Source organism: Stenotrophomonas pavanii (genome assembly GCF_900101175.1).
GTDB classification, from domain to species: Bacteria; Pseudomonadota; Gammaproteobacteria; order Xanthomonadales; family Xanthomonadaceae; genus Stenotrophomonas; species Stenotrophomonas pavanii.
Genome location: NZ_FNFQ01000002.1, coordinates 224,987 through 243,738 on the forward strand (window position 1 = coordinate 224,987; position 18,752 = coordinate 243,738).

The 18,752-nt window shown below is 67.9% G+C and carries 16 protein-coding genes; 8 read left to right on the forward strand and 8 right to left on the reverse strand.

Going from position 1 to position 18,752, the window contains the following annotated elements; translation table 11 throughout:
- Position 1: 1 nt before the first annotated feature.
- A complete protein-coding gene (locus BLS66_RS04500; RefSeq protein WP_074725206.1) occupies positions 2-1,183 on the reverse strand; it encodes an efflux RND transporter periplasmic adaptor subunit in 1,182 nt (393 codons plus the stop codon).
- A 236-nt stretch (positions 1,184-1,419) separates the two neighbouring features.
- On the opposite strand from BLS66_RS04500, the gene BLS66_RS04505 reads away from it, so the two are divergent.
- Genes BLS66_RS04505 through BLS66_RS04515 form a run of 3 tightly spaced genes read left to right on the forward strand, consistent with a single transcriptional unit; the run spans position 1,420 to position 3,836 of the window.
- Complete coding sequence (locus BLS66_RS04505) at positions 1,420-1,986, forward strand: hypothetical protein (protein WP_180995881.1); 567 nt, start codon at positions 1,420-1,422, stop codon at positions 1,984-1,986.
- Between the two features lie 53 nt (positions 1,987-2,039).
- Positions 2,040-2,756, forward strand: a complete 717-nt coding sequence (locus BLS66_RS04510; protein ID WP_244152950.1) for a response regulator — start codon at positions 2,040-2,042, stop codon at positions 2,754-2,756.
- A 3-nt stretch (positions 2,757-2,759) separates the two neighbouring features.
- Positions 2,760-3,836, forward strand: a complete 1,077-nt coding sequence (locus BLS66_RS04515) for an ATP-binding protein (RefSeq protein WP_074725431.1) — start codon at positions 2,760-2,762, stop codon at positions 3,834-3,836.
- A gap of 16 nt (positions 3,837-3,852) precedes the next feature.
- Here BLS66_RS04515 and BLS66_RS04520 read toward each other — a convergent pair whose 3' ends face one another.
- The 3 genes from BLS66_RS04520 to BLS66_RS04530 form a co-directional block, all read right to left on the reverse strand.
- Positions 3,853-4,941 (reverse strand): DNA glycosylase AlkZ-like family protein, encoded by a 1,089-nt coding sequence (locus BLS66_RS04520; RefSeq protein ID WP_049467149.1) that lies wholly within the window; start codon positions 4,939-4,941, stop codon positions 3,853-3,855.
- Positions 4,942-5,052: 111 nt separating this feature from the next.
- Positions 5,053-5,409 (reverse strand): hypothetical protein, encoded by a 357-nt coding sequence (locus BLS66_RS04525; RefSeq protein ID WP_074725208.1) that lies wholly within the window; start codon positions 5,407-5,409, stop codon positions 5,053-5,055.
- Between the two features lie 465 nt (positions 5,410-5,874).
- On the reverse strand, positions 5,875-6,540 hold the full coding sequence (locus BLS66_RS04530; protein ID WP_074725209.1) for a TraX family protein: 666 nt from the start codon (positions 6,538-6,540) through the stop codon (positions 5,875-5,877).
- 114 nt (positions 6,541-6,654) lie between these two features.
- On the opposite strand from BLS66_RS04530, the gene pip reads away from it, so the two are divergent.
- Complete coding sequence (pip, locus tag BLS66_RS04535) at positions 6,655-7,614, forward strand: prolyl aminopeptidase (protein ID WP_074725210.1); 960 nt, start codon at positions 6,655-6,657, stop codon at positions 7,612-7,614.
- Positions 7,615-7,623: 9 nt separating this feature from the next.
- Here pip and BLS66_RS04540 read toward each other — a convergent pair whose 3' ends face one another.
- The 4 genes from BLS66_RS04540 to BLS66_RS04555 are packed head-to-tail and all read right to left on the reverse strand — an operon-like array spanning position 7,624 to position 13,947.
- Positions 7,624-8,985, reverse strand: coding sequence for a heavy metal sensor histidine kinase (locus BLS66_RS04540; protein ID WP_074725211.1), 1,362 nt, complete (start codon positions 8,983-8,985; stop codon positions 7,624-7,626).
- Positions 8,982-9,671, reverse strand: a complete 690-nt coding sequence (locus BLS66_RS04545; RefSeq protein WP_074725212.1) for a heavy metal response regulator transcription factor — start codon at positions 9,669-9,671, stop codon at positions 8,982-8,984. The genes BLS66_RS04540 and BLS66_RS04545 overlap by 4 nt, the downstream gene beginning before the upstream one ends.
- Positions 9,668-12,781 carry a multidrug efflux RND transporter permease subunit gene (locus BLS66_RS04550; RefSeq protein ID WP_074725213.1) on the reverse strand — a complete coding sequence of 1,038 codons (3,114 nt, stop codon included), beginning with the start codon at positions 12,779-12,781 and terminating at the stop codon, positions 9,668-9,670. The genes BLS66_RS04545 and BLS66_RS04550 overlap by 4 nt, the downstream gene beginning before the upstream one ends.
- On the reverse strand, positions 12,778-13,947 hold the full coding sequence (locus BLS66_RS04555) for an efflux RND transporter periplasmic adaptor subunit (RefSeq protein WP_083348133.1): 1,170 nt from the start codon (positions 13,945-13,947) through the stop codon (positions 12,778-12,780). Before BLS66_RS04555 ends, BLS66_RS04550 begins: the two co-directional genes overlap by 4 nt.
- Before the next feature lie 262 nt (positions 13,948-14,209).
- Between BLS66_RS04555 and BLS66_RS04560 the strand changes: the two genes are divergently transcribed.
- The 4 genes from BLS66_RS04560 to BLS66_RS04575 all read left to right on the forward strand — a co-directional run bounded on the left by BLS66_RS04560 (position 14,210) and on the right by BLS66_RS04575 (position 18,696).
- On the forward strand, positions 14,210-14,509 hold the full coding sequence (locus BLS66_RS04560; RefSeq protein WP_074725215.1) for an EF-hand domain-containing protein: 300 nt from the start codon (positions 14,210-14,212) through the stop codon (positions 14,507-14,509).
- 292 nt (positions 14,510-14,801) lie between these two features.
- On the forward strand, positions 14,802-15,101 hold the full coding sequence (locus BLS66_RS04565; protein ID WP_049467132.1) for a hypothetical protein: 300 nt from the start codon (positions 14,802-14,804) through the stop codon (positions 15,099-15,101).
- Positions 15,102-15,164: 63 nt separating this feature from the next.
- Positions 15,165-17,924: a magnesium-translocating P-type ATPase gene (gene mgtA, locus BLS66_RS04570; protein ID WP_074725216.1), complete on the forward strand. Its 2,760-nt coding sequence runs from the start codon at positions 15,165-15,167 to the stop codon at positions 17,922-17,924.
- Positions 17,925-17,955: 31 nt separating this feature from the next.
- Positions 17,956-18,696 carry an MgtC/SapB family protein gene (locus BLS66_RS04575; RefSeq protein ID WP_074725217.1) on the forward strand — a complete coding sequence of 247 codons (741 nt, stop codon included), beginning with the start codon at positions 17,956-17,958 and terminating at the stop codon, positions 18,694-18,696.
- The last annotated feature ends 56 nt before the right edge of the window (positions 18,697-18,752 follow it).

Below are 18,752 nucleotides of genomic sequence, written 5' to 3' on the forward strand. Positions count from 1 at the left end.
CTCACATCCCCAGCAGGCTGGTGGGTTCGGCGTCGCCGCCGCTGGATGCCTGGCCAACCACCACGTTCTCGCCGGCTTCCAGGCCGGACAGGATCTGCACGGCGGTGGCGGTGCGCAGGCCGGTGGTCACTGCGCGCTCGCGGGCACGGCCCTTCGCATCGACCACCCGCACGGTCGCGCGGGTACCGGCCCCGTCACCGGCCTCGGTCAATGCGCTCAGCGGCACCTGCAGCGCATTGGCCACGCGTGCTAGCTGGATCGTCACCTTCACCGTCATCGAGGGCTTCAGCATCAGGCCCGGATTGGCCACGTCGAACAGTCCCGCGTAGTACACCGCTTTGGGCGTCTGCGCCGATCCGCCGCTGTTGCCGCTGGCTGCGTCGGCGATCGACGAAGGCGCAGGCTCAAGCTGTTGCAGATGGGATTCGTAGCGGCGCCCGCTCGGACCCAGCGTCGAGAACCACAGCCGCTGGCCGGGTGCGATCAGCTCCACGTCGGCCTCGGCGATCTCGGCGCGTACGGTCACGATGTCCATCTGTGCCAGCATCACGAGGGTCGGCGTGGTCTGCATCGAGTTCAGCGTCTGCCCCGCCTTGGTGACGATGGCCACGATGTAGCCCGCGGACGGCGAGACGATACGGGTGTAGCCCAGGTTGATGCGGGCGGTTTCGACCTGGGTCACCGCCTGGTCGATCTGCGCCTGCAATGCAGCGACATCCGAACGTGCCGCGTCGCGCGCCACGCGCGCCGCTTCAAAGCTCTCCTGCGAGACCAGGCGCGATGCCACCAGCTGCGACTGCCGATCATACGTGCGAAGCGCCTGCGTGTAGCGCGCCTGGCTGGCCGCGTGCTGCGCACGCAGCGCATTGGCGGCCGCCTCGGCGCTGCGCAGGGCAATCCGCTGCGGTTGTGAATCCACCTCGGCAATCAGGTCGCCGGCCTGCACGTGCTGGCCCAGCACCACGTGCAGGCGCTTGACCTGCCCCGAGACCTGCGCGCCCACGGCCACCAGCTCCTTTGGATTGACCCGGCCGACCGCCTGCACGGTCCGCTCCAGATCGGCAACCGTGGCCGGTGCGGTGATCAAGGCGGCATCATCGCCATCGGCAAACGCCCACCAGCTGCCCGCGCCGGCAAGAACGGCCAGCGTTGCGGCAATGATCCAGGTCCTGCGGTTGTTCATGGAAGCATCCGGGGTGCGTGCAGCCGCCGGGTGCGGCTGCCAGGTCCGCAGTCTGGGAGCCCCAGGTGGATGTTTCTTGGAGCCACCGTGGAGATTGGATGGAGACGCGGCAACTGTTCATGCACCGCGTCGGCGGCTGAATCCGCGGCGCGGCTCCACGCAATCTCGACACAATCTCGATCAAGTCTCCATCAACGGGCGCTAGCCTCGGCGGCCTCGCCGACTGCCTGCCTGCCGTGACCCGTCCCTATCCCGAGCTGCCCCCGATGGATGTGCGCCGCGCTTACCTGGCCTGGTGTGCGCCCTCGCCCTGGTCGCTGGCGCTGGTAATGGCATCAACCATGGCGTGGCTGCTGGCCAGCCAGGACCCGATGCCGCCGCTGCTGGCCGGCTTCGGCGCCGCCGCACTGGCGTGGTTCCGCAGCGACGGCCCCGGCCACGCCACCCGCGCGGGGACAGCCGTCTCGCTGCTGCTGATCGGGTTGGCGATGACGTCGGCCACGGCCTTCGGCGCCCACGCCGCGCTGTACCTGCTGCTGGCGGCCACAGCGCTACTGCTGCTGGCCCTGCTGGCCCTGCGGCTGCGCGCCATCACCGCCATGGCGGCACGCCTGCAGGCACGGGTGGATGCCACCCCGATGGACTGCCGCTGGACCCACCTGCCGGCTGCGCTCTCCACGCTGATCGTGCAGCAGCTGCGCGGCGCGGGGCCGGTGGAGCCGTCCCTGCATCGCACGCTGGTGCTGGCCACGCTGGCCTGGGCAGCCGACGCGGAAGCGCAGGCCATGGAGCGCCGACGATGACGCTGCCGTTGATGCCGCATGTCCCCGCAACGCCCGTAGACGCGTACCCGCCGATGAAACATGAACTCCGCAGCCGACCGGCGCCCCTGGTCCTGATTGCCGAAGACGAGGGTGAAATCGCCGACATCCTCGGCGCCTACCTCGCACGCTCCGGGCTGCGCAGTGCCCGCGCCGCTGACGGCGAAGCGGCCCTGGCCAGCCATCGCCAGCTGCGTCCGGACCTGGTGCTGCTGGACGTGCAGATGCCCAGGATGGACGGCTGGCAGGTGCTGAGCGAGCTGCGCCGGCGCGGCAATACGCCGGTGATCATGCTCACCGCGCTCGACCAGGACGTGGACAAGCTGACCGGCCTGCGCGTCGGCGCCGACGACTATGTGGCCAAGCCATTCAACCCGGCCGAGATCGTGGCGCGCATCCACGCCGTGCTGCGCCGCAGTGCCCATTGCACCGGGCACGCGGCCGATGGGCTGATCCGGCAGGGGCCGTTCGAGATCGACCTGCGCAGCCACGAGGTGACGGTGTGCGCCGGCGAGCAGGTCCACGTGTTGAATTTCACCCTCACCGAGTTCCGCCTGCTGGCGCACCTGGCGCGTGCGCCCCGCCAGGTGCACACGCGCGTGGATCTGCTGCACAGCTGCCTGCCCGAGGGTGATGCACAGGAGCGCACCGTCGACAGCCATGTCAGCAAGCTGCGGCGCAAGCTGGAGGATGTCGGCGTGATCGGCGTCCCCGCCACCATCCGTGGCGTCGGCTACCGCTTCCTGGACTGAATGATGAGTGCGAAAGGCAAGAGCATCGGTCGCCAGATCAGCCTGTCGATCACCGTGGCCTCGCTGTGTTCGACCATACTGTCGATCAGCGGCTTCTACCTGTTCTACTACCTGCTGGAGGTGTTCTATCCGCGCTGGTACGACGAACCGAAGACGCTCATGCCTTCCGGCCTGGAGTGGCTGTGGATCGGCCTGACCGCCACCGTGGTGGTCGCGCTGGCCACGCTGATCGCCTCGCGCCTGACCCGGCGCATCATCACCCCGTTGAATTCGGTGGCCGCCAGCCTGCGTCGCGTGGCCAGCGGTGACCTGGAGGCGCGCGCACGCGGCGGCGACACCTCGATGGCCGAGGCCGCCACGCTGGTCAACGACTTCAACTCCATGGCCGAGCGGCTCAGCCGGATGTCCGAGAACCGCGTGTTCTGGAACGCGGCGATCGCACACGAACTGCGCACGCCGATGACCATCCTGCGTGGCCGCCTGCAGGGCATCGCCGAAGGCGTGTTCGAGCCGGGGCCCGAGCAGTTCAACAGCATGCTCACCCAGCTGGAAGGCCTGACCCGCATCATCGAGGACCTGCGCGTGGTCAGCCTGGCCGAGAGCGGTCATCTGGATCTGCGCCTGCAGCGCAGCGATGTCCGCGTGCAGGTGGCGGCAGTGGTGGATGCGATGTCCGAGGCGCTGACCGAAAGCGGTTTCTCGGTGACATTGGACGCACGATCCTCACTGGCCGACTGCGATCCGGCGCGCATCCGCCAGGCGGTGCTGGCGCTGCTGGAGAATGCGCGGCGCCACGCCATTCCCTGTCCGTTGCAGGTCCGCGTGTCGCTGGCGGAGGGCCATTGCACGGTGACAGTTGAGGATGGTGGCCCCGGTGTGCCGGACGATCTTCGCGACAGCATCTTCGAAGCCTTCCAGCGCACCGATGTGTCCCGTTCGCGGCAAAGCGGTGGCTCCGGGCTGGGCCTGGCGGTGGTGCGCGCGATTGCCGTGGCCCATCACGGTACGGCACGATGCCGGGCCACCGAACGTGGTGGCAGCGCGTTCGAGATCCGCTGGCCGGTGCACGTGCGTCGTTGAGGGCCATCGCTGGGTGCTACAGGAACTCCGCCATGCGCTGCAGCTCGTCGTCCAGCGCGCCACGAAATACCTTGTCGCGGGCCAGCGACTTGCCGGCATAGCCCACGCTCGACACCAGCTCGCCTTCGCGCATGCTCAGGTTGGCCCAGCCCACCACCTGGTCGTGCCACAACACCGGCAGTGCGTAGTAGCCGTACTGGCGTTTCGGCGCAGGCGTGTACGCCTCGAACTTGTAGACCCAGTCCCACAACAGCTCGAAACGGCGGCGGTCCCACACCACCGGGTCGAACGGCGCCAGCAGGCGCACCTGTTCGTCCGGCGCGTGGCGGCGCGAGCGCGGATTTTCGTCCGCCGGCCAGTACCAGGTGGTGCCCTCCACCGTGCAGCTGGCCAACTGCTGTTTGGCCAGTGCCAGTGCCTTGCGGGTCTGCTCGGCCAGGTGCGGAGCGCCATAGCCCAGCAGGCGCACCAGATAGGTCAGGCTGGCCGACGGCAGCGGTGCGTACTTGCGCACCACCAGATCGATCAGGGCGGCAGCACGTTCGATCTGCGCCTGTTCGCTGGCGTCGGCCTGCGGGTGCTCAGCCACCGCATAGATGCGCGTTCCACTGTCGCGCCGCTGCACCCGCAACAGGCCGCGGTAGTGCATGCCATCCAGCAGGTGCGTGCTGGCGTTGCTGGTGCCACCCCAATAGTTGGTCACCCGCCCATGCGCGAACGCCTGGTCGACCTCGCGCGGATGCACGCTGCCGCGCTCGCGCACGAAGGCCAGTACATCTGCTGCGCGACGTTCGGTATCGGCGTCCCATACCCGCTTGGCCACGCGCGGATGCATCAAGCCCAGGTGCTCGCGCGGCAGGAAGCCATAGTTCACCAGGCAATCCTCTTCCACCGGCAGACGCGTGTAGCGCCGCTCAAGATCGCCTGCGCGGTAGTCCTTCACCCGGTGGCGCAGGGTCAGGTCCTGCGCGCGTGCGGGTGCGCGGATCGGGTCGGCCTGCACGAAGCCCAGCCGCCGGATCGCGGTCAGCAGCGTGGTCGGCTTGAACAGCGTGCGCGCCACCGCGTAGCGGCGCAGATCATCGAGAGTGGGCGTGGCAGGCATGGCCGCATTGTATTCTCGGCCATGCGGGATCCGTCCAGTAGCGCCAGGCCATGCCTGGCGGGTGCCTGGAGGGTCCGCCGACGCCATCCGCGCACGGCGTGGTTCAACGTTTCATTCCGGATGCAGGCGGTAGATGGCGTGGCTGGTCAACGCCAGCGCGGCCAGCTTCGGACCTTCCATCACGCGATCGCCGACGTACTGTTCCGGGCCACCGTTCTGACGGGCGCGTTCGGCCGCCAGCAGGATTTCCTGCACGATACGCAGCCCAGCCAGTGCGCCGTCGGCATCGGCCAAGGCCAGGCAGCGGCCTGGCAGCTGATGGCGCTCGGGCCAGGGCTGTCCGTCGGCGGCCGCGCCCAACCCGATGCGATGCAGCAGGGCCATCAGGCGGTTGGGATCAGACGCGTTGTCGTGCCCCTCGTCGGCATTGGCCGGGGCGCGCTGATGGGGGAACTCCGATGCGTTCATGGCAGGTCTCCGTGCAAGGCATGCGGGACCACCGCCCTTAACAATCAAGGCGGCGGACGGTACGTGGCTGGAAATCCGGTGGTCGCGTAAGCACTAACCGGCAGGTGGGTTTTCACCCACCTCCACGCACCGCCCGCCATAAAGCTCGAACGGAATGCCAGCCGACGCCGCACAAGGCGACGCCGGCTGGCGGGCGCAAACTACATGCGACCAACGGGGTTTCCAGGCCCCGGCCACCCTTCTTCGGTGGCAACCCATCATGTGCACAACGGGGCGACAGGCGCCAACAACCCAAGCGCAAAGACAGCGACTTTCATGCAGTAATGGCATTGTCGCATATCGACAATCGAGCCGAAGATTCAACAACTTGCGCCATGCCAACGGCGGCGCCCTCTGCCCGCATCGGCACCGCGCGTTCCTTGACTGCATCCGGCTTTCAAGACTGGCGACATGCCAGTTCCGACATTACGCAAGCAGATGGGCAATCAACGCCAGCACCGCCAGATGTCCCACGTAGTACCCGTAGAACACCCAGCGCCAGCGCGGCAGTTGCCACGGCACCCGCGCGGCCAGCAGCACCACCGGAACGGCCAGCACCGCCCAGCCGTTGTGGTTGGCCCAGCACACCGCCGCAAGCGCGACCAGCAGCAGCCACCACGCCCGATGCCGGAACGCGATCCAGGCCAACAACACGGCGCCCACGCCGGCCCACTGGTAGTCCACGACCATCGGCAGCACACCGGCAGCCAGCAACAGAAGCACCGGCCGATGGCTCGCCAGCGCATGCACGGCCACCGCAGCCAGGGCAAAGGTCAGCAGGATGTTGAGCGGCAGCCAGGAACCGAACGCGAGTGCGTGCAATGGCTGCGCGATCAGCCCCCATAGCGCGAGCCGGCGTATCGATTTGCGCAGGTCGGCGCCGGGCTGGGCCAGGTTGCAGGCCATCACCAGCGCGAACAGCGGAAACGCGATACGCCCCAGTTCGCTGACCACCGGCACGTAGCCACCGAAGACCACCTTGGCCACGTGGTCGCCGGTCATGGTCAGCAGCGCGATCCACTTCAGCAGCTCGCGTGCGCCACTGCCGAGGGTGAGGTTGAACGTGGTCGTCCCGGTCGTGGTCGCTTGCATCGCGGAAGCTTATGCGCATCGGCCAGCCCATTTCCAGCGGCGCGCAGGAGTCCGTCGCTGCAGCCAGCAGGTGGCGGCGCTATGCTGGCCGCCCCTGCTTGTGAGACACCCGCCATGCGCACCCTGTACCCCGCCATCGAACCCTACCGCGCGTTCACCCTGAAGGTGAGCGATCTGCACACCCTGCATATCGAGGAGTGCGGCTCGCCGGACGGGATTCCGGTGGTGTACCTGCACGGCGGGCCGGGTGCTGGCATCTCGCCGACCCATCGCCGCTTCTTCGACCCGGCGCGCTACCGCATCGTGTTGATCGACCAGCGCGGCAGCGGCCGTTCCACGCCGTTCGGCGAGCTGCGCGACAACACCACGCAGGACCTGGTCGGTGACATCGAGAAGGTGCGCGAGCACCTGGGCATCGAGCGCTGGCTGGTCTACGGCGGCTCCTGGGGTTCGACGCTGTCGCTGGCCTATGCGCAGGCACATCCCGGGCGCGCCACCGGCTTGATCGTGCGTGGCGTGTTCCTCGGCCGCGAAATGGAGAACCGCTGGTTCGCCGAGGCCGATGGGGGGGCGCGCTGGATCTTCCCGGAGCGCTGGGACCGCTATGAGGCCTACATTCCAGAAGCCGAGCGTGGTGACATGATCGCAGCCTACTGGTCGCGGCTGGACAGCGCGGACGAGACGACCCGCATCGAAGCCGCGCAGGCCTGGCTGGGCTGGGAAGACAACGCCGCCACCCTGCAGCACGACGTGGATGCGCAATCCACCAACGATCCGCTGGATACGCTGGCCAAGGCCCGTATTGAAGCGCACTACTTCCGCAACGGCATCTTCCTGCAACCCGACCAGCTGCTGCGCGATATCGATCGCATCCGCCACCTGCCCGGCGTGATCGTGCAGGGGCGCTACGACATCATCTGCCCGCCGCGCAGCGCGTGGGACCTGGCCAAGGCCTGGCCGGAAGCGCGGCTGGAGATGGTGACCTCCGGCCACAGCGCCAACGAGCCGGCCACGGTCGATGCGCTGGTGCGGGCCACGGATGCGTTTGCCGACCGGTTCGGCAACGGCACCTGACCCGCAGCGTCAACACGCCACCGTGAACCCCACCGTGGTCAGCCCGTCGCGGCTGGCCACGAACACATCGCCACCATGCAGCACGGCGATGGCCTTGACGATCGACAGGCCCAGGCCGTGGTGGCGTTCGCCCCGGTACTCGCGGGCCTGGTCAACCCGGTAGAAACGCTCGAACAACAGCGGCAGGTGCTCGGCGGCGATGCCATCGCCTTCGTTCAACACCGCAATGCGCGCGCCCTTGCCTTCGGCCTGCAGCTGTACCCGCACCGCGGTACCGGGCCGCGCATGCTGCACGGCGTTGTGCAGCAGGTTGGTCAGGGCACGCCGGAACAGCGATGGATCGATGCTGGCGGTCGCATCACCTTCGATGCTGAGGGTCAGCCCGGCTTCCTCGAACAGGAATTCAAGGAAGTCCCCGGCGGCGGCCACTTCGTCGGCCAGCGCCACCGGCCGGGTCTCCATCGCGATGTCGCCCTGCCCGGCCCGCGACAGGAACAGCATGTCGTTGACGATGGCGCGCAGCCGCTCCAGCTCTTCCAGGTTGGACTGCATCACGTCCTGCAGCTGCGCGTTGTCGCGCGGCCGTGACAGGGCCACCTGGGTCTGCCCCATCAGGTTGGCCAGCGGCGTGCGCAGCTCATGCGCCACGTCTGCGTTGAACGCATCCAGCCGCGTGTAGGCGGCCTCGAGGCGATCCAGTGCACCGTTGAAGGCATGCGTCAGGTGCCCCAGCTCTGCCGGCAGCGCCTGTGTGCCGAGCCGCTGTGACAACCGCTGTGGGCTGAGCGAGCGCGCCTCGTCCGAAAGCGCGTGCAACGGGGCCAGTCCCAGGCGCGCGATCCAGTAGCCGAGGCCGGCCACCAGCAGCACGCCCAGCCCGCCGGCAACCCACAGCGCCACGGCGAAGCGCTGCAAGGCATGCGTGTACGGTTCGGAGTCGATACCGATCCACAAGTCCACCGCCGGCCGCACGCCCTTGCCGGGCACGCGCTCATACAGCGTACGCAGCGGATGCTGGCCCTCGCGCTGCAACGTGCCCATGCCGCTGTCGTGGCCATTGGGTGGCTGCACCTGTGGGCGCTCACCACCGATGCGGAAGGTCGGGTCGTCACTCCAGGCCCAGACCAGCGTGTCGCGGTCGCCGGAAATCAGGTTGCCGACCTTGTCGCGCACCTTGCTCCAGCGTTCGCGGGTATCGCATATCGCCACACTGCCGCTGACCGCGTGCAGCTTGGTCTGCAGCTCGGCGTGCTGGTAACGCACCACCTGCCGTTCCAGCACGCCATACACGCCGATGCCCAGCAGGGCGAATACCAGCAGCGCGGCCAGCGCGAACATCGCCGACAGGCGCTGGGCGATCGACCACCTCATCGACCATCACCCCCGTCATCGCGCACTTCCAGCACGTAGCCCATGCCGCGCACCGTATGCAGCAGCTTGCTGGGGTACGGGCCGTCAAGCTTGCTGCGCAGGCGCTTGATCGCCACTTCCACCACGTTGGTGTTGCTGTCGAAATTGATGTCCCAGACCTGCGCGGCGATCACCGTCTTGGACAGGATCTGCCCGCGCCGCTGCGCAAGCAGGGCCAGCAGCGCGAATTCCTTGCCGGTCAGGTCCAGTCGCGCACCGTCACGATAGGCGCGGCGCGCCAGCAGGTTGACCTGCAGGTCGCCCACCTGAAGTTCGGTCGGCTCCTGCTGGCGGCCGCGCCGGACCAGCGCCTGCAGGCGCGCCAGCAGTTCGATGAACGAGAACGGCTTGACCAGGTAGTCGTCGGCACCCTGCCCCAGCCCGTGCACGCGGTCATCCACGCGGTCGCGCGCGGTCAGCATGATCACCGGGGTCTGCTTGCTGCGGCGCAGTTCGCGCAGCACGTTGAAGCCGTCCATGCCGGGCAGCATCACGTCCAGCACGATCACGTCGTAGTCGAACTCGCGGGCAAGGTGCAGGCCGGTCACGCCGTCGGCGGCCAGGTCGACCGCCCAGCCCTGCTCGCCCAGGCCGGTGCGCAGGTAGTGGGCGGTCTTGCTCTCATCCTCGACGATCAGCAGTTTCATCCGGGCTCCGTCAGCGCGGCACCGGCGGCCGCCCTGCGTTCGCGTCGGCGCTGCAGGAACAGCCGGTCCAGGGCCAGGTAGATCACCGGGGTACTGTACAGGGTCAGCAACTGGCTGATCAGCAGGCCACCCACCACCGCCACACCCAGCGGCTGGCGCAGCTCCGAGCCGGTGCCGAAGCCGATCATCAGCGGAATGACACCCAGCAGCGCCGCCAACGTCGTCATCATGATCGGGCGGAAGCGGGTCAGGCAGGCTTCGTGGATGGCCTGCAGCGGGGTCAACCCGCGGTTGCGCTGGGCATCCAGCGCGAAGTCGACCATCAGGATGCCGTTCTTCTTGACGATGCCGATCAGCAGCACGATGCCGATCAGCGCCATGATCGAGAAATCCAGCCCCCACAGCCACAGCATCAGCACGGCACCGATACCGGCCGACGGCAGCGTGGACAGGATGGTGAGCGGGTGCACGAAGCTCTCGTACAGCACGCCGAGGATGATGTAGACCGCCAGCAGCGCGGCCAGAATGAGCAACGGCTGGCTGGCCAGCGATTCCTGGAACGCCTGTGCGGTGCCCTGGAAGCGCCCGTTGATGCTGTCGGGCATGCCGATCTGCGCCTGTGCCTGCTCGACCAGGGTAACCGCCTCACCCAGCGAGACGCCCGGCGCCAGGTTGAACGACAGGTTCACCGCCGGCAGCATGCCGTTGTGGCTGATCGACAGCGGCCCGTTGCCCGGCGGCTGCACCTGGGCCACCGCCGACAGCGGCACCATCTGCCCGGTCAGCGGCGAACGCAGGTGGAAGTAGGACAGCGCATCGACCTGGCCAAGCAGGCCGGGCGCGATCTCCAGAATCACCCGGTACTGGTTGGTCTCGGTCTGGAACTCGTTGATCTGGCGCTGGCCGAACGCATCGTAGAGCACCTGGTCGATATCGTTGGCGGTCAAGCCGAAGCGCGCCGCAGCAGTGCGATCGATCTGCAGGCGGGTAACGCTGGCGCCGACCTGCTGATCGTTGGACACGTCGCGCAGCTGCGGCAGACCGCGCAGGTGTTCGGTCAGCTGCTCGGCCCAGCGTGACAGCTCCCTGCTGTCCTGGCCGCGCAGTGCGTACTGGTACTGCGTGCGCGCCGGCCCCGCGCCCAGGTTGATGTCCTGCGCCGCCCGCATGTACACGGTGATGCCCGGCACGCTGGCCATCTTCGCGCGCAGCCGGTCGATGAAGCCATGCACGTCCACGTCGCGGTCGCCGCGGTCCTTCAGGATGAACCAGAAGCGGCCATTGGACAGGGTCTGGCTGCCACCGGTGGCACCCACCGCATGGTTGTAGGCCTGCAACGCAGGATCCTCGGCGGCGATCGTCGCCAGCTGCTGGTGCTTGGCCGCCATCTCCTCGAAGCCGATGTCCTGTGCCGCTTCGGTGGTGGCGAACACGAAGGCGGTGTCCTGCAGCGGGAAGAAGCCCTTCGGGATCACCACGTACGAGGCCACCGCTACCGCCACCGTCGCGCCGAAGCCGAGCAGGACCAGCCGCTGGTGGCCCAACGCCCACTGCAGGCTGCGGTCGTAGCCGGCCAACAGGCGCCCGGCCAGCGTGTCCTGGCCGTCGCGATGGGCCGGCATGCGCTTCATCAGGTGCGCAGCCATCATCGGCGCCAGCGTCAGCGAGGCCACGATGGAGATCAGGATCGCGACCGTGATGGTCATCGCGAACTCCGCGAACAGGCGCCCGACCACGCCGCCCATGAACAGCAGCGGGATGAACGCCGCGATCAGCGACAGGCTGATCGACACCACGGTGAAGCCGATTTCCTCGGCACCCTTCAGTGCCGCTTCCACGGGCCCCAAACCGGCCTCGCGATGGCGGTGGATGTTCTCCACCACCACGATGGCGTCGTCCACCACGAAGCCGACCGCTACCACCAGTGCGACTAGGGTGAGGTTGTTGAGGCTGAAGCCGGCCACATACATTGCGGCGAACGTGGCGACCAGCGCTACGACCAGCACCGCACCGACGATGAGCGTGGCCGAGAGCTGGCGCAGGAACAGCCCCATCACCAGCACCACCAGGACGATGGTCAGCACCAGGGTGACCTCCACCTCGTGCAGCGACGCGCGGATGGTGCGCGTGCGGTCGTTGAGCACTTCCACATCGACGCTGGCCGGCAGGTTGGCGCGCAGCTCCGGCAAGGCGGCCAGCACCGCATCGGTGGTGCGAACGATATTCGCGCCCGGCTGCCGGCTGATGATCAGGCCCACGCCCGGCTGCCCGTTCGGCCACGCCTGCACGTAGGCGTTCTCGGCACCGTCGACCACTTGCGCGACATCGCCCAGCGTGACCGGCGAACCCTGCCGGTAGGCGACCACCAGCTGGCGGTAGTCCTGGGCATCGAACAGCTGGTCGTTGGCCTCGAAGGTGGACGTGCGCTGTTCGCCCATCAGCGCGCCCTTGGCCTGGTTGAGGCTGGCGTTCTGGGCCACGCCGCGCAGGTCGGACAGGGTCATGCCCATCGCTGCCAGCCGCTCCGGCTGGGCCTGGATGCGGATGGCCGGGCGCTGCTGGCCGACGATATTGACCTCGGACACGCCACTGATCTGGCTGATCGAACGCGCCAGGCGGCTCTCGGCCAGGTCGCTCAGCTCGGTCATCGACATCTGTGCCGAGACCACGCTGAGCACCAGGATCGGGCTGTCGGCCGGGTTGACCTTGCGCCAGGTCGGCAGGTTCGGCAGGTCGCTGGGCAGGCGCCCGGCCGCCGCATTGATTGCCGCCTGTACTTCCTGTGCGGCGGTATCGATGTTCTTTTCCAGATCGAACTGCAGCGTGATCGAGGTGCTGCCGAGCGCGCTGGTGGAGGTAATCTCGATGATGCCGGGCACGCCGGTCAGCTGCGTTTCCAGTGGCGTAGCCACCGCCGACGCCATGGTCTCGGCGCTGGCGCCGGGCAGGCTGGCATTGACGCGGATGGTCGGGAATTCCGCTTCAGGCAGAGGTGCCACCGGCAGCCGTGGCAACGCGGCCACGCCGAGCAGTATCACCGCCAGCGTCAGCAGCGTGGTGGCCACCGGATGCCGGACGAACCAGCTGGACAGCGAAACGCGGGTGCTCATGGTGCGGCCCCGGCCCTGGCAACCGGTGCGCCGGCTTCAGTGACGACCACACCCGGGCGCAGGCGCGACTGGCCATCGCGCACGATCACATCACCCACCCGCAGCTCGCCCTGTACGGCCACCTGCCCGTTCTCGGCTTCACCGACGGTGACCGGTAGCACCTCGACGCTCCCATCTCCCACTACGCGGTAGACGAAGCTGCCCTCGACACCGCGCTGGATTGCGGCAGCGTCCACCACCAGCGCGTCCGTGGTCTGGCCGATGCGTACCCGCACGCTGACCAGCTGCCCGGGCCACAGCCGGTCGTCGGCATTGGCGAAGCGGGCACGCAACCGCACCGTGCCGGAGGTCTCGTCGATCTGATTGTCGATCACCTGCAGCGTGCCTTCGGCGAGGCGCTGGCCACCATCGCGGTCCAGCGCCTGCACCGCCACGTCGCCGGCAGCCAGTGCCTGCCGCAGCTGCGGCAACGCGTCCTGCGGCAGCGCGAACACCACCGAGATCGGATCTGTCTGCTGCACCGTCACCAGTCCCTGCGTATCGGTGGCACGCACCAGGTTGCCGGGGTCCACCTGGCGCAGGCCGATGCGGCCATCCATCGGCGCCAGGATACGGGTGTACGACAGCTGCACCTGTGCGGCATCCACCGCCGACTGATTGCCACGCCGGGTGGCCTGCAGCTGCTGTACCGTGGCCGCCTGCTGCTCCAGCATCTGCCGCGAAACCAGCTGGTCGGTAGACAGGTGCTGCAGCCGCGCCAGGTCCGAGCGCGCGGCATCCAGCGTGGCACGGTCGCGAACCACCGCAGCCTGTGCGCCACCCAGGTCAGCACGGATCGCACGATCATCGATACGGGCCAGCAACTGGCCCTTGCGCACCTTCTGGCCTTCCTCGAACAGCACCTCGGTCAGAACGCCGTCGACCTGCGGCCGCAGTACGGCGCTCTGCAACGACTGCACCGTGCCTACGCCGCTGCGCCAATGCGCCACGTCGCGCTGCTCGACACGGCCGGTCACCACCGGTACCGGCGGCGGCGCATTGGCCGGTTGCGCGTCGCTGCGCGGCACACCCTGGAACAGCATCACCAGCGACAACACCACCAGCAGCAACACGCCCAGGACAAGGTGGCGGCGACGCATTCGTGCGGACAGGAAGGGAATTCGCATGACAGGGATCCATACCGGTGCCGGCGCGGGGGCTGCGCGGGCCTGATGCCATCCTCCCGGCTGGCCTCCGGCGCCTTGCTGTCGCCTGCCTGACAATTTCGTCAGGTGCGGCCGGTACACGCATGGGGCAGGCGGGTGAACGGTGGCCCACCGCCATCTGGCGACCCGCTCGGTTCTTCGCAGCTCGCTTACAGATCCGGGCCGAATATCCGGCCGTGGCCATCCACACCCGTGGCCCGCGTCCCCACTTCTGGAGCCTGTCATGACCGGTATTCGCTGCGTTCCTGCTGTCCTTGTCATCACTATCGGCCTGCTGCTGGGCGCCTGTTCCAGGACCCAGGAGGCGAGCAAGGCCACCGCCGCCGACGACGTCACCGAAGTGAAGCTGATACCGCCGTATGAGTCGCTGGACAAGGACAAGGACGGCATTGTCACCCTGGCGGAGGTCGATGCAGTGGCTCCGGACTGGGCCGAACGCTTGCATGCCTGCGATACCGACCGTGACAAGACGTTGACCCGTGGCGAGTACGACGTGTGCAAGCAGACCAGCGGCGCGCATTGACCCACCGCTGGATCCTCGATCGGCACCGCATGTGCCCGGCTATACCAAGGTATAGCCGGGCTAACCCACGGGCCTCTAGGCCTGCCCCATTCAGGGGCGGACAATAGCGCCACTGGCCAGGGCAACCCTGGCTGGCACCCTCCCCTCATGGAGACGCAGATGGACCCCGACCCTGCCGGGCGCACCGCGCCCCGGATGACCGCTTGTTGCCTGTTCCTGGCGCCTGCCGCCGGTCCCTGCCTGCCTGAGTGACGGGGGACCGCCAGGCGCCACCTGCCTGGAGATCGCCCCCATGTCCTACAAGATCCTCTACATCACCCTGCGCCGCCTGATCGGTGAGCGCGATGTCGCCGGCCTGCGCAGCCAACTGCTGCAGCACGGCCCGGTCATGTTCGCCCGGTCGCTGTCGCTGGGTTCACCCCGCGTGGTGGCCGACGCGCTGTCGCTGCTGCCGATCAGCGAGCGCATCAATGTGCTTCGCCACCTGCCCTATCCCCTGCGCGATGCAATGAAGCCGCTATGCATCGGCGGCAGCCAGCGCCTGCACATGCAGCCGTGGTCGCCGGCGGTGCTGGCGATGCGCCACGCCTGATCTGCCTCACCCATTCCGTTCGTGTTCCGGCTGCGGCCGGCTCTGACATTCAAGGAGCGTCCCATGAGCCTGCTCAATGCCTGGTTCAACGCCTTCCTGCGCAGCCGCCGCGCAGGCAACCTGTTCCGCCGCCGCGCGATGCCCGAGGCCGGGTTCGGCCCGGGCAGCGCCGAGGCGGCGCCGTTCGCGCTCACCACGGGCCTAGTCACCCTTGCCCAGCAGGAGGAAGCCGAACTGCTGGCCACGCTGGGCTCGCATGCCGATGGCCTCAGCCCGCATGAAGCCGAGGAGCGGCTGGCCACGCTCGGCCCCAACGAGGTGGATCACGAAAAGCCGCTGCCGTGGTGGCGCCACCTGTGGCAGTGCTACCGCAATCCGTTCAACCTGCTGCTGACCGTGCTGGCGGCCGTGTCCTGGCTGACCGAGGACATCAAGGCCACCGTGGTGATCGGCGCGATGGTGCTGCTGTCCACGCTGATCCGCTTCGTCCAGGAGGGTCGTTCGAACCGTGCCGCCGAGCGGCTGAAGGCCCTGGTCGGCAACACCGCACGCGTGCTGCGCCGCAATCCCGGCACCGAGGCTGCGGATGTGGCCGACCAGTATTTCGGCGCGCACCTGCACAGCCGTCGCCCGGCACGCCTGCTGGACCTGCCGATCCGCGAGCTGGTGCCGGGCGACCACATCGTGCTGTCGGCCGGCGACATGATTCCGGCCGATTGCCGCGTGCTGACCGCCAAGGACCTGTTCGTCGCGCAGGCCGCGATGACCGGCGAATCGCTGCCGGTGGAAAAGTTCGCGCACCCCGGCGATGGCCTGGCTGGCCTGCTGGAACAGCACAACCTGCTGTTCATGGGCACCAACGTGGTGTCAGGCACCGCCACCGCCGTGGTGCTGGCCACCGGCAACCGCACCTACTTCGGCACGCTGGCCCAGCGCAGCACCGCCACCGACCGTGCGCCGACCGCGTTCCAGGCCGGCGTCAACAGTGTCAGCTGGCTGCTGATCCGCTTCGCGCTGGTGATGGTGCCGTTCGTGCTGCTGATCAATGGCTGGACCAAGGGCGACTGGACCGAGGCGTTCCTGTTCGCGCTGTCAGTGGCGGTGGGCCTGACGCCGGAAATGCTGCCGATGATCGTCACCTCCACCCTGGCCAAGGGTGCAGTGCTGCTGTCGCGGCGCAAGGTGATCGTCAAGCGCCTGGATGCGATCCAGAACTTCGGCGCGATGGAAGTGCTGTGCACCGACAAGACCGGCACCCTGACCCAGGACAGGATCGCGCTGGAGCGCCACACCGATGTGTTCGGCCACGATTCGGAAGACGTGCTGAAGTTCGCCTATCTCAACAGCCACTTCCAGACCGGCCTGATCAACCTGCTGGACCGCGCGGTGCTGGAGCACGTGGAGCTGCAGAGCTCGCTGCGGCTGTCGCAGGACTACCACAAGGTGGACGAGATTCCGTTCGACTTCGAGCGCCGCCGCATGTCGGTGGTGGTGTCCGAACGCGAGGACCATCATGAGCTGATCTGCAAGGGCGCGGTGGAAGAGATGCTGGCGGTATGCAGCACCGTGCGCGAGAACGGCCAGGACATGCCGCTGGACGAGCGTCGCCTGGCGCGGGTGCGGCAGACCACCGAGGAGCTGAACGAACAGGGCCTGCGCGTGGTGGCGGTGGCGATGAAGGAGACCGCAGCCCACCAGTTGGTGTATACGCAGGCTGACGAGTGCGGATTGACCCTGGTCGGCTACGTGGCGTTCCTGGACCCGCCGAAGGAATCGACCGCACAGGCGCTGCAGGCGCTGGCCGCGCATGGCGTGGAAGTGAAGGTATTCACCGGCGACAACGAGCTGGTGACCGCCCGTGTCTGCGCTCAGGTGGGACTGGACGCGGACACCATCCTGACCGGCCCGCAGATCGAGCGCATGGACGACGGCGCGCTGTCGCGGGCGCTGCACCACCATCGCGTGTTTGCCCGGCTGACGCCGCTGCACAAGGAGCGGCTGGTGCGCGAGCTGCGCGCGCAGGGCAAGGTGGTCGGCTTCCTCGGCGACGGCATCAACGATGCGCCGGCGCTGCGCGCAGCCGATATCGGTATCAGCGTGGACAGCGCGGTGGACATCGCCAAGGAGGCGGCCGACATCATCCTGCTGGAAAAGAACCTGATGGTGCTGGAGGAAGGCGTCATCCAGGGCCGGCGCACGTTCAACAACATGCTGAAGTACATCCGCATGACCGCCAGCTCCAACTTCGGCAACGTGTTCTCGGTGCTGGTGGCCTCGGCCTTCCTGCCGTTCCTGCCGATGCTGCCGCTGCAGCTGCTGGTGCAGAACCTGCTGTACGACATCTCGCAGATCGCCATCCCGTTCGACAACGTTGACGAGGACCTGGTGCGCAGGCCGCTGAAGTGGAACCCGGCGGACATCGGCCGCTTCATGGTCTTCTTCGGGCCGATCAGCTCGCTCTTCGACCTGACCTGCTTCGCACTGATGTGGTACGTGTTCGACGCACGCACGCCGGCCGACCAGGGCCTGTTCCAGTCGGGCTGGTTCGTGGTCGGCCTGCTGACCCAGACCCTGATCGTGCACATGATCCGCACGCCCAAGGTGCCGTTCCTGCAGAGCATTGCCGCGCCGCCCCTGCTGCTGATGACCGGCCTGATCATGGCCATCGGCGTGTTCCTGCCGATGAGCCCGCTGGCCGGCTACTTCAAGCTGCAGGCGCTGCCCGCCGGCTATTGGCCGTTCCTGGTCGCGATCCTGGTCGGCTATGCGGTGCTGACCACTGCGCTGAAGAAGTTCTACATCCGTCGTTACGGCTGGCAGTAGGCGCCCGCCGGCCTCGTCCAGGGAGAAATGGATGCTCGACATCAATCCGAACCTGCCGGCGTTCAACGCTGGCGCAACCCTCAGCTCGCTGATCAGCCTGTCGGTGGCGTTCGTGCTGGGCACGGTCATCGGCCTGGAGCGGCAGCTGCGCCAGCGCACCGCCGGCCTGCGTACCAATACACTGGTGGCAGTGGGTGCAGCGGTGTTCGTCGACCTGGCGGTGCGCTTCCATGACCTGTACGGCGGCCCGCCGTCGCCACTGCATGTGGTCGCCTATGTGATCTCCGGCGTTGGCTTCCTCGGCGCCGGCGCAATCATGAAGGAGGGCGCGCAGGTGTCCGGCCTGAACACCGCGGCCACGCTGTGGGGATCGGCGGCAGTGGGCGCGTGTGCCGGCATCAAGCTGCTGCCCGAAGCGGTGCTGGCCGCGGTGTTCGTACTGGCTGCCAACACCCTGCTGCGGCCGGTGGTGAACCGCATCCAGCGGCAGCCGCTGCCGGAAGCGTTCAGCGAGGCCACGTATGCGATCAACGTGGTCTGCCAGCGCGAGCAGCAGGCCGAGGTGCTGGACCGGCTGTTGCTGCTGCTGGAGCAGGCGCAGTACCCCGTGCGCGCGGTGGACCAGCGCCCATTCGGCGATCGTGACGTGGAAATCGAAGCCGTGTTGTACGCGACCGCGGTCGATGCCGGAGAGCTGGATGCGGTTCTTGCCACGCTGGCAACCACGCCCGGCGTGCTGCAGGGGTTCTGGAACGCCAGCCTGGAAGAGTAGTGCCGGCCGCTGGCCGGCAACCCCATGATCCCGGACGCACCGTGCATCGCCTCGGC

Bases quoted from the DNA above. Each gene is read 5' to 3' on its own strand.
- BLS66_RS04500 (WP_074725206.1), bottom strand. From the start codon at position 1,183: ATGAACAACCGCAGGACCTGGATCATTGCCGCAACGCTGGCCGTTCTT.
- BLS66_RS04510 (WP_244152950.1), top strand. From the start codon at position 2,040: ATGAAACATGAACTCCGCAGCCGACCGGCGCCCCTGGTCCTGATTGCC.
- BLS66_RS04515 (WP_074725431.1), top strand. From the start codon at position 2,760: ATGAGTGCGAAAGGCAAGAGCATCGGTCGCCAGATCAGCCTGTCGATC.
- BLS66_RS04520 (WP_049467149.1), bottom strand. From the start codon at position 4,941: ATGCCTGCCACGCCCACTCTCGATGATCTGCGCCGCTACGCGGTGGCG.
- BLS66_RS04525 (WP_074725208.1), bottom strand. From the start codon at position 5,409: ATGAACGCATCGGAGTTCCCCCATCAGCGCGCCCCGGCCAATGCCGAC.
- BLS66_RS04530 (WP_074725209.1), bottom strand. From the start codon at position 6,540: ATGCAAGCGACCACGACCGGGACGACCACGTTCAACCTCACCCTCGGC.
- pip (WP_074725210.1), top strand. From the start codon at position 6,655: ATGCGCACCCTGTACCCCGCCATCGAACCCTACCGCGCGTTCACCCTG.
- BLS66_RS04540 (WP_074725211.1), bottom strand. From the start codon at position 8,985: ATGAGGTGGTCGATCGCCCAGCGCCTGTCGGCGATGTTCGCGCTGGCC.
- BLS66_RS04545 (WP_074725212.1), bottom strand. From the start codon at position 9,671: ATGAAACTGCTGATCGTCGAGGATGAGAGCAAGACCGCCCACTACCTG.
- BLS66_RS04550 (WP_074725213.1), bottom strand. From the start codon at position 12,781: ATGAGCACCCGCGTTTCGCTGTCCAGCTGGTTCGTCCGGCATCCGGTG.
- BLS66_RS04555 (WP_083348133.1), bottom strand. From the start codon at position 13,947: ATGCGAATTCCCTTCCTGTCCGCACGAATGCGTCGCCGCCACCTTGTC.
- BLS66_RS04560 (WP_074725215.1), top strand. From the start codon at position 14,210: ATGACCGGTATTCGCTGCGTTCCTGCTGTCCTTGTCATCACTATCGGC.
- BLS66_RS04565 (WP_049467132.1), top strand. From the start codon at position 14,802: ATGTCCTACAAGATCCTCTACATCACCCTGCGCCGCCTGATCGGTGAG.
- mgtA (WP_074725216.1), top strand. From the start codon at position 15,165: ATGAGCCTGCTCAATGCCTGGTTCAACGCCTTCCTGCGCAGCCGCCGC.
- BLS66_RS04575 (WP_074725217.1), top strand. From the start codon at position 17,956: ATGCTCGACATCAATCCGAACCTGCCGGCGTTCAACGCTGGCGCAACC.